Origin of the sequence: Facklamia sp. P12950 (assembly GCF_050409465.1) — a bacterium.
GTDB lineage: Bacteria > Bacillota > Bacilli > Lactobacillales > Aerococcaceae > Facklamia.
This window is the reverse complement of record NZ_JBNUPK010000006.1, coordinates 119,388-129,701: the sequence shown is the minus strand read 5'-3', so window position 1 is coordinate 129,701 and position 10,314 is coordinate 119,388. Positions and strand designations below refer to the sequence as shown.

Genomic DNA, 10,314 nt, shown 5'->3' with positions numbered 1-10,314 from the left:
AAAACCAAGCACACCGACAGTAAGCAAAACTTATACGGTAAAACGAGGCGATTGGTTAGCAAAAATAGCTGAGATGCATGGGATTACGGTTGCACAATTGAAGTCTTGGAATAATTTAAAATCAAATTATATTTACACAGGGGATATTTTATATGTTTCTCAACCAAATTTAACATCGAATCTGAATCCCTCCAAGCCAGATAGTAATACTCAAGTTGCAGTAAAAACTTATGTCGTTCAAAATGGCGATTCTTTATATTCAGTCGCTAAAAAATTTGGAGTCTCTGTTTCCAATTTAAAGAAATGGAATGAAATGACTTCCAATACTCTTTATGCTGGATATACTTTAATAGTGAATAATGCCCAACCTGCCTCTCCGATTGTACAAATTGAAGATCAAGGTAAACAATATAGGGAAAATCAATCAGTAAAGCATACACCTTATGAGTACAGTTACCACATTGTTCAAGAGGGAGATAGTATAGAAACAATTTCTTGGCAGCATGAAATGAAAGTTAGCGAATTGAAAAAAATTAATAATTTAACTTCTAATCGCTTAAGTGTCGGTCAAAAAATTCTTATTTCTAAAGTCCCAACTCAAGAAAAAGTTAATGTTGAACCGAATGAGGTAAGTAATGCCAATGTTGAGCGTTTATTAGATATTGCAAGAAGTTATCTGGGAGTTCCTAAATACTCACCCGAACATCGTGCGTTAGTCGATGCTTATAATCGGATTTATCCAAAACCGGTTGGTTACAGCTTGACGTATGATGATGATTGGTGTGATGCTTTTGTAACTCACATCGCAGATGAGGCCGGCCTTTCTCACTTAACTGGGCGAGAAGTAGGTGTTGAACGTCATAAAAACATTGTGAAGAATAAAGGAATTTGGATGGGGCTTACCAAGCCCAAGGCTGGAGATATTGTCTTCTTCAACTGGGATGGTTATCGTAACGGTTGGGGGCATCATATTGGAATCGTAGAGTCTTATAATAATGGATTAATTACAACTTTCGAAGGAAATACCCGAGTGAATGATTCCAAACTAATGGTCGCTCGCAAAGAGTTTGCATGGGATAGTATCTACATTCAAGGTTATGGACGTCCACGTTATTAAACATAAACTATTAAAAAGGTTGAACGTTGATAGACGTCCAACCTTTTTTACTTTGAATGACTATTATTACAATCTTTGAGAAGCTATTAAGATTATATTTCAATTTTAGATATATGTTTCTTCATTTATAATTGAATTGCAAAACATTCAATTAAATTATAAATGAAGAACTCCTAATGAAAGGTAATTTGTTGAAATCAAGTATAATAACTATTTCTATGTCAGCACTTGCTGCCGTTTCAGTCTCAAGTCTTGCGCCCAACAATTCCATCTATGCTCAAGAAAGCAATGTTTTATACGGAAGCTACACAGTAAAAGCGGGTGATGCCAAATATCGCATTGCAATTAACCATGGCATGACGATGGATGAATTGGAAGAGTAAAATGGCTTAATAAGTAATTTAATCCATCCAGGTGATGTCTTAAAGGTACGCATTAAAGACAAGAAAGAACTTGAAAATAATCCAGTAGAAGAAGCAGAGACTAAAAACCTAGAGGATAATTGGAGACCTTTAGCTGATGAAATTGCAACAATCGGTCAATCAATAATCTGTGTATCTAAGGCGAAAACCTATATTGTTCGTCAAGGTGATAGGTTAGGCAAAATAGCTAATATGCACGCTTTATCATGATCGCTTTGTAGATGTCTCAAGATATTCAACTCTACCATATCATACCAATGAAAAGATCGTTGAAGGCAAGCGCTTAGCTGATAGTATTCAGAACTCCTCATTAGTAGCTGCAACTGGGGGGCTAGCTAGTCAAGGAATACACCCTCAAAACCTTCACGTGACACCTACTACAGACATGCCTGCAGCTTTAGTGGATCTTGGCTTTATGGATAATCCTACCGAATTGAAAAAAAACTGACTGATTCCGTTTATCAAGCTAAATTAGTTGAGGGATTGATTAATGGTATTAATACTTACTTTAATGACTAAATAAAAATAAGACTTTGCAAATCATATTTGATTTTGCGAAGTCTTTTTATTTTAAAAACCACCTGAATTTTCAGGTGGTTCTATTTTTAAATTATTTATGACTAATTCCAGGACTTGTCATTTTTTCTGGAGCTAAAATACTTTCTAATTCTTCTTCATCTAGTATCTCTTCAGATAAGATGATATCTCTAACACGTTCATTGTTATTGAGTGCCCGTTTGGCAATTTCGGCAGCCTTCTGATAGCCAATATGAGGTACTAGGGCAGTAATCGTTCCGACACTTTGATCAACAAGTTCTTGACAACGTTCAGGATTAGCAGTGATGTCGGCAATACAATTATCAATAAAGGTCGCAATGCCATTTTGAAGAATTTTAATTGACTCAAAGAGTGAATAGAAAATGACAGGTTCAAAGGCATTCAATTCCAATTGTCCAGCCTCGACTGACATGGCGATTGTAGTGTCATTACCAACAACTCGATAAGCAATTTGACTCACTACTTCAGGAATAACAGGGTTTACCTTACCTGGCATAATAGAAGAGCCGTTTTGCTTTTTAGGTAGGTTAATTTCGTTAAAACCTGTTTTTGGTCCTGAAGACATCAAACGTAAGTCGTTAGCAATTTTTGAAAGACTAAGAGCGAATGTTCTTAGAACACCTGAAACAGCTGAAAACGAATCAATGTGCTGTGTGCCATCTACTAAGTCTTCGCTTTGTTGTAATGAAAGGTCGGTAATTTCAGCTAGAGTAGGAACAATTTGTTCGACATATTCCACATCCGCATTCAAACCAGTCCCAATAGCAGTTGCTCCCATGTTTACTACTAACATCTCTTCAATTACTTGAGTAAGTCTTTGATGAGAGCGACGCACTGCGCTGGCATAGGCTTTAAATTCTTGTCCTAAACGAATTGGGATGGCATCTTGCATTTGAGTACGGCCCATTTTGATGACATCGTTAAATTCTGAGGACTTTTTAGTAAGTGTTTTTTCTAAACGCTCTATTTCTTTAAGAAGGCCTTGAGATAGTTGATAAATCGTCAATTTACCTGCAGTTGGGATAACATCATTGGTAGATTGGCCATAATTCACATGGTCATTAGGGTGAACAGGATTATATTTACCTTTTTCTTTGCCTAGGATTTCATTGGCGCGATTCGCAACAACTTCGTTAATATTCATATTCATAGAAGTCCCTGCGCCACCTTGGATAGGGTCTACAATAAATTCTTGGTCTAATTCGCCTGTAAGAACTTCCTCACAAGCTTTAATGATTGCTTGCATAATTTCTTCACTGATAAGTCCCAGCTTACCATTTGTCATGGCGGAAGCTTTCTTAATATAAGCCAGGCTTTGGATAAAAATAGGATCTAGTAATTGTCCAGTAATAGGGAAATTTTCTTTTGCTCGGATAGACTGAACACCATAATAGGCAGTTTCCGGCACTTGATGAGAGCCAATCGAATCATATTCTTCTCTAAATTCCTTGTTTTCAGGGTTTTTCATGGAATGCCTCCTAAAGTATTAGTATTTCTTGTTCATTATATAATGAAAGGGCTTTAACTTCAACATGGATTGAGTTATACTGGATATAACATAAATTTTATAAAGGGGTGCGGTAATGTTTCATGGAAAAGAATATGTTATGACCGTTTTTGAAGAGCAATCCTTTTCAAAAGCATCAGAACGTCTATTTGTCTCTCAACCCTCACTAAGTGCAAATGTTAAGCGGATTGAGAAACGTTTGGGTCATGATATCTTTGATCGATCCACTATACCGATCAAATTAACCGAATTTGGGGTGGAGTATATTCGTAATGCCAAGGAAATCCAACGAATAGAAGAAGATTTTCAGCAATATATTTCGAAGGTCGATAATTTACAGTATGGACGCATTGCTATTGGGGGAACAAGCCTCTTTGCTTCAATGATTTTACCCAAGTTAATGGCTAAGTTTAATGAGATTTATCCTGAAATTCAAATTGATTTATTTGAAGAAACATCAAGTAAACTAATCGCTTTATTGCACGAAGGAGAAATTGATTTACTACTTGATAACACTTTTTTAGATAGTCGTTACTATGATCATTATCAGTTTGTAACGGAATCTTTACTCTTAGCGGTTCCCGAAAAGTTTGAAGTGAATGACTTATTACAGGATTATCAGCTAAGTCTAGAAGTAATTAAAGCGCATGCTTCAGATTCTCTCAGTCTCCCGCTAAAATATTTGAAGGAATTTAAGGATGCACCCTTTGCTTTTTTGAAAGTAACCAATGATACTGGAGCTAGAGCAAGAACAATTTGTCAAGAAGCTCACTTTATTCCTAATATCGCTTTTGAAGTAGAGCAGCAATTAACGGCGTATAATATTTCTTCATCAGGTATCGCCGTTTCCTTCATTGGAGAAGCCTTGATCCAACATATTAGTCATACTGACCAAGTTAAATACTATCGTTTAGAGAGTGAAAATGCTAAACGACCGGTTAATTTCTATTGGAAGAGAGACCGCTATCAATCAAAAGCCGTCACTGCTTTTTTAGATATTTTGAGGGAAAAGTAAAATATTTTTTGTAAAGGGTTTCATTTTAGAACTTAGAGTGTATAATTGGTGATATAAGCTAAATGTTATATATTTTAAAAGGAGGAAGGCTTGTGAAAGTTAGAATTGAGCATGATTCGCTTGGAGAAATTCAGGTTCCAGCAGATAGGTATTGGGGGGCAGTGACGCAGCGATCTTATCAAAATTTTGAGATTGGTAGTGAAAAAATGCCTCGGGATGTTATTTGCGCCATTGCTTTAGTTAAAAAAGCGGCCGCAACTGCCAACCAGGCTTTAGGCGTACTCGATCAAGAACGCTCAGAACTGATTCAGCAGGTTTGTAACGAAATTTTAGCAGGCGATTTAGATGAACATTTCCCATTAATTGTTTGGCAAACAGGCTCAGGCACTCAATCTAATATGAATGTCAATGAAGTAGTTGCCAATCGTGGAAACGAGCTTGTAGGTAAACAATTACTTCATCCAAATGATCATGTTAATAAGTCTCAGTCTTCGAATGATGTTTTTCCAACAGCCATGCATTTGGCCGCATTAGTAAAAATCCATTCGCAATTGTTTCCAGTACTAGATCATATCATGGATACTTTAAGCATGATGGAAGAAAAGTACCGCCATGTTGTTAAAAATGGAAGAACCCACTTACAGGATGCTACACCCGTTACCTTTGGACAAGAAGTCAGCGGGTGGTTGTCATCGATTAAACAATCCAAAAGGATGATTGACTTAAGTTTACAACCTCTTTATGAAGTGGCATTAGGGGGAACAGCAGTCGGAACAGGCCTCAACACACCAGAAGGTTATGCTGAAAAAGTAGCACAAGTCTTAGCTGAAATAACGGATTTACCAATAGTTACTTCATCAAATAAATTTCATTCTCTAGCGAGCAAAGACGAATTAGTCTTTACACATGGGGCACTAGCAGCCTTGGCAAGCGATATGATGAAAATCGCTAATGACGTCCGTTGGCTAGCTTCCGGACCACGCAGTGGTATTGGGGAGATTACTTTACCAACCAATGAACCGGGCTCTTCTATCATGCCTGGAAAAGTGAATCCCACTCAATGTGAAGCATTAACAATGGTGGCAGCTCAAGTGATGGCTAATGATAGTTTAATGAGCTTGGCTAATTCACAAGGGAACTTTGAATTGAATGTCTATATGCCAGTGATGATTTATAACTTTATTCAATCCGTTCAATTGTTATCTGATGCGATTGCTTCATTTGATCATAAGTGTTTAGTAGGAATTGAAGTGAATGAAGGTCGTATGAAAGAACTAGTTGATCAATCGCTTATGCTTGTGACTAAGTTAAATACACATATCGGTTATGAGAAAGCGGCTGAGATTGCTAAAAAAGCTTTCAAAGAAGACACTACACTTAAAGAAGCCTGCTTAGCTCTAGGCTATCTAGAAGCAGAAGAGTTTGATCGTTTAGTTGATCCGTCTACAATGGTCTAATTAGAAAGGAAGTTAAAATGGATATTTTTGAAAAATCTTTAAAATTACATTATGATGTAGCTGGTAAAATTGAAGTAAATAGTCGTGTGAATATCGACACAGCTGAAGATTTATCTTTAGCTTACTCTCCAGGAGTAGCTGAACCTTGTCGTGTGATAGCTAAAGATTATGAAGAATCTTTTAAATTAACACGTCGTAACAATCTAGTAGCAGTTGTAACAAATGGGACAGCGGTTTTAGGTTTGGGAGATATTGGTCCAGCAGCTGGCATGCCAGTCATGGAAGGCAAATGTGCCCTATTCAAACGCTTTGCCGATGTGGACGCTTTCCCAATATGTGTGGATAGCAAAAACGTTGATGAAATCGTTGATACAATCGCTATGATTTCTAAAAGTTTTGGCGGGATTAATCTTGAAGATATCTCAGCACCCACTTGTTTTGAGATTGAAGCTAAGCTAAAAGAACGCACTGACATTCCTGTTTTCCACGACGATCAACACGGTACAGCTATTGTAACAGCAGCAGCTTTGATTAATGCTATTAAACTAACCAAAAAACCTATGGGTAAATTGAAAATGGTTATTAACGGTGCAGGAGCGGCAGGAATTGCCATTGCCAAATTATTAATTCAAATGAATTTTGGCGAAATCATTATGGTAGATCGTAAAGGGATTATTTGTGATGGGAATCCAGATTTAGATCCAGCAAAAGCAGCTATTGCAAAATTGACAAATTCTAGTAAAATGCAAGGTGAACTAGCGGATGCATTGAAAGGAGCAGATGTCTTAATTGGCGTTTCTGCCCCAGATGTTGTGAGTAAAGAAATGGTAAAATCTATGAATGAACCATTAATTTTTGCTATGGCAAATCCGGTTCCTGAAATTATGCCTGAAGATGCAATCGCAGCAGGTGCTAAAGTAGTTGGAACGGGCAGATCAGATTACCCAAATCAAATTAATAATGTTTTAGCTTTTCCAGGAATATTTAAAGGAGCTTTATCAGTGCGTGCAAAAGAAATTACTGATAAAATGAAGGAAAGAGCAGCTATCGCAATTGCAGAAATGGTAGCTGAAGAAGACTTACGCCCGGACAATATCATTGTCTCACCCCTAGCGGATGGAGTGGCAGATGCTGTAGCTAAGGCTGTAGCAGATTGTGCAGTTGAAGAAGGTGTCGCTAGAATTTAGGGGTTCGTTTAATAAATCAAAGGAGTCGGTTAGCACCCTGCTGATTGACTCTTTTACTTATAGGAGTGTTTAAGATTGAAGCAAAAGATTAATAACAGGGATTTTCTAACGCATGGCCCTATGTGGAAAGTTATCTTAACAATTTCGGCCCCCTTAATGATTAATAATTTGGTACGTACCTTTTATACTGTGGCAGACGGTTTATTTTTGGCTCAACTTTCCGCTGAGGATTTTGCAGCCTCTGCTTTTTCGTGGCCTTTAAACTTTTTTTTTATTTCACTAGGCATGGGAATAGGAGTAGCAGCCACAGCTCTTTTATCAAACTTTTTAGGGTCCAAACAGTATGAACGAGTTCAAGTATATGTAGATAATACCTTGCTGTTGACATTAAGTCTGGGTATTGTTCTTGCTTTCTTAGGTTATCTAGCAACTCCTTGGATGCTGTCAGTTATGGGCGGAAGCGGAAGTTTTTTAGACAAATCAATTATTTATTTTAAAATAAGTTTTATTGGTCTTGCCTTTGATTTTGCTTACTTCACCTACCAGGCCATCTTAAATGCTCAAGGGAACACCAAAATTATGACGGCTATTTCTGCTATTTCGATGACAATCAATATTATATTAGATCCTATATTTATTTATGACAAAGTCCCAATACTTAATGTTCCAGGTTTAGGTTGGGGAATAGCAGGTGCTGCTTGGGCTACTGTTGTATCTAAGATTGTATTAATTGTGCTAGCTATTTATGTAGTTAGCCAACAATCTAGAATTCAACCTCAATTGAAGGGGATTCGCTTTGATTGGCCAACCAGTCAACATATTATGAAATTGGCTTTACCATCTTTCTTAGGTTATGGGGGGTCTTCATTAGGATTTACGGTTATGAACGCTTTGATTACCTCATACGGAACAAATACACTGGCAGCTTTTTCTATGGTTAATCGTATTTCAGATATTGTGATGCAACCGCAAATGGGAGTAGGGATGGCACTTACTTCAATCGTTGGTCAAAATATGGGAGCCAAACTCTATACTCGCGCCAATCAAATTTTTAAACGAGCTATTATTTTCATTTTGTTTATGTCGGTAATCTCTTCTGCTTTGATGATTCTTTTCCAACAACCGATTTTAAGTATCTTCATTAAAGAATCAGCAGATAGCGACCTCTGGATGCAAGCCAAAGAGTACCTAGCTTATACAGCTTTCATTATTTTCTTTATGGGTTTATTTGCTGCCCTCAATGGTTTTTTCCAAGGCTGTGGTCAAACCAAATATTCTATGTTAATGACCTTGGGACGTTTATGGTTTATCCGTGTACCAATTGTCATGTACCTGCGTTACTTTACAGACTTAGGATCGACAGGTATTTGGATTTCTATGCTGGTTTCTAATATGTTGATTGTAGTATGGGGCTTCTATATCTATCGTAAAAAAGATTGGAAGACCTTGGTACAAAGGCAGATAGGTTAGTCTAAAAACTTAAGCAAAAATTAAAAGTGTAGGTGAAATTTTCACCTACACTTTTAATTTTTAATTATATCAGGCCATGCATCTGAATGAGTTGAACAATTTTTTGATAAGAGGCTATATCTGCTGCAGTTGCATAATTCTTACCCAAATCAAACTTTAAACAAGTTTCTTTACAGTTAGCAAAGATATCAGACATAATTGCTTGTAGTTTGTGATCGACATCTTCAAAAGACCACTGGAGACGCATTGCGTTTTGTGACATTTCTAAACCAGAAACAACCACTCCTCCCGCATTAGCTGCTTTAGCTGGAGCCCAAATAAAATCTTTACTCTGGTTGAACACCTCAATAGCTTCCGACATGCATGGCATATTGGCACCTTCAGCTAAAAAACGCACACCATTAGCGATTAAGTTTCTGGCTTGATGAGCATTTATTTCATTTTGTGTGGCACAAGGTAGGGCAATATCTGCTGCAATTTGACGCGACCAGATTGAGTCTTGTGAATAAGAAGCATGAGGGAACTCTTGAGTGTAAATAGATAGGTCTTTCTTATGGTGCGCAAGAATATCTTCTAAGTGATTAATATTGATGCCTCTTGGATCATAAAGTGATCCTTGACTGTTGGATACAGCTAATACCATTCCACCTAATTGCATAACCTTTTTGATAGCATTTAAACCAACATTTCCAAGCCCTGAGATCATAAAGCGTTTTTGTGATATTTGTTCCTTCTCTTCATTTAACATGGCTTGAAGGAAATAGATGAGACCGTACCCAGTGGCTTCTTCTCGACCAAGTGATCCATTAGCCAAGATAGGTTTTCCAGTCAAGCTTCCTAGCTCAACCCCCTTAAGGCGTTTATATTGGCCATACATATAACCAATTTCACGCTTTCCAACGCCGATATCACCGGCAGGAACATCTATTTTTTCATTAATATGTTTAGCTAGTTCAGTCATATAGGATTGACAAAAGCGCATAATCTCTTGATCAGATTTACCACGTGTTGAAAAATCACTTCCTCCTTTACCACCTCCCATAGGTAGACCAGTCAGGGCATTTTTCAAAGTCTGTTCGAAAGCCAAAAATTTCATTACACTCTCATTAACTTGTGTATCAAAACGTAAGCCTCCTTTGTAGGGGCCAAGTAAAGAAGAATGCTGGATACGATACCCCCAGTTTACATGGACTTGACCTTGGTCATCTTGCCAAGGGACTCGGAATTTAATGATTCTTTCCGGTGTAACCATACGCTCAAGTATCGCTTCTTTTTCTAGACTTTCATCTTGTTCAACTAGGGGCTCGATGGCGGATAAAAACGCTTTAACTGCCTGCAGATACTCGACTTGTTCACTGAATTTTGCTTGAAGATCATCATAAACATATTTCACATAGGGGTTTTTAAACATAATTGAGCTCCTAACTTATATTTTGAAATAAGTATAACATATAGAACAAAAGTTTAAGAGCAACCATCATGTTTGAGATCAATATAAGGTAAGTAAATTTATTTAGCGTCTATGCTAAAATATAAAAGTAATTGAAAAGAGAAAAAAGGGATGAGAATAATAAATAAGAA

Annotated in this window: 8 protein-coding genes and 1 pseudogene; 7 read left to right on the top strand and 2 right to left on the bottom strand. The window is 37.2% G+C overall.

The features are described from left to right. The 3 genes and pseudogenes from ACQV2Q_RS06695 to ACQV2Q_RS06685 all read left to right on the top strand — a co-directional run. Positions 1–1,117 (top strand): LysM peptidoglycan-binding domain-containing protein (locus tag ACQV2Q_RS06695; protein ID WP_428882334.1); only part of this gene is annotated, 1,117 nt, incomplete at its 5' end. A 302-nt stretch (positions 1,118–1,419) separates the two neighbouring features. Beyond that, a pseudogene (locus ACQV2Q_RS06690) lies at positions 1,420–1,500 on the top strand (LysM peptidoglycan-binding domain-containing protein); the annotation flags it as partial. A 229-nt stretch (positions 1,501–1,729) separates the two neighbouring features. Then, positions 1,730–1,987 carry an N-acetylmuramoyl-L-alanine amidase family protein gene (locus ACQV2Q_RS06685; protein WP_428882338.1) on the top strand — a complete coding sequence of 86 codons (258 nt, stop codon included), beginning with the start codon at positions 1,730–1,732 and terminating at the stop codon, positions 1,985–1,987. A gap of 162 nt (positions 1,988–2,149) precedes the next feature. Here the strand turns inward: ACQV2Q_RS06685 and ACQV2Q_RS06680 are convergent, their stop codons facing one another. Further along, positions 2,150–3,565, bottom strand: coding sequence for an aspartate ammonia-lyase (locus ACQV2Q_RS06680; RefSeq protein WP_428875007.1), 1,416 nt, complete (start codon positions 3,563–3,565; stop codon positions 2,150–2,152). A gap of 115 nt (positions 3,566–3,680) precedes the next feature. Here ACQV2Q_RS06680 and ACQV2Q_RS06675 point away from each other — a divergent pair, with 115 nt between their 5' ends. The 4 genes from ACQV2Q_RS06675 (at position 3,681) to ACQV2Q_RS06660 (ending at position 8,733) form a co-directional block, all read left to right on the top strand. After that, the gene (locus ACQV2Q_RS06675; RefSeq protein WP_428874471.1) at positions 3,681–4,619 is read left to right on the top strand and encodes a LysR family transcriptional regulator; all 939 of its coding nucleotides are present in this window, start codon (positions 3,681–3,683) and stop codon (positions 4,617–4,619) included. Between the two features lie 92 nt (positions 4,620–4,711). Then, positions 4,712–6,076 (top strand): class II fumarate hydratase, encoded by a 1,365-nt coding sequence (gene fumC, locus ACQV2Q_RS06670; RefSeq protein ID WP_428874472.1) that lies wholly within the window; start codon positions 4,712–4,714, stop codon positions 6,074–6,076. A 17-nt stretch (positions 6,077–6,093) separates the two neighbouring features. Continuing rightward, on the top strand, positions 6,094–7,263 hold the full coding sequence (locus ACQV2Q_RS06665) for an NAD(P)-dependent malic enzyme (RefSeq protein ID WP_428874473.1): 1,170 nt from the start codon (positions 6,094–6,096) through the stop codon (positions 7,261–7,263). A gap of 75 nt (positions 7,264–7,338) precedes the next feature. After that, on the top strand, positions 7,339–8,733 hold the full coding sequence (locus tag ACQV2Q_RS06660; protein WP_428882332.1) for an MATE family efflux transporter: 1,395 nt from the start codon (positions 7,339–7,341) through the stop codon (positions 8,731–8,733). A gap of 64 nt (positions 8,734–8,797) precedes the next feature. On the opposite strand, the gene gdhA is transcribed toward ACQV2Q_RS06660, so the two are convergent. Continuing rightward, positions 8,798–10,144 (bottom strand): NADP-specific glutamate dehydrogenase, encoded by a 1,347-nt coding sequence (gene gdhA / locus ACQV2Q_RS06655; RefSeq protein WP_428874475.1) that lies wholly within the window; start codon positions 10,142–10,144, stop codon positions 8,798–8,800. Positions 10,145–10,314 lie beyond the last annotated feature (170 nt).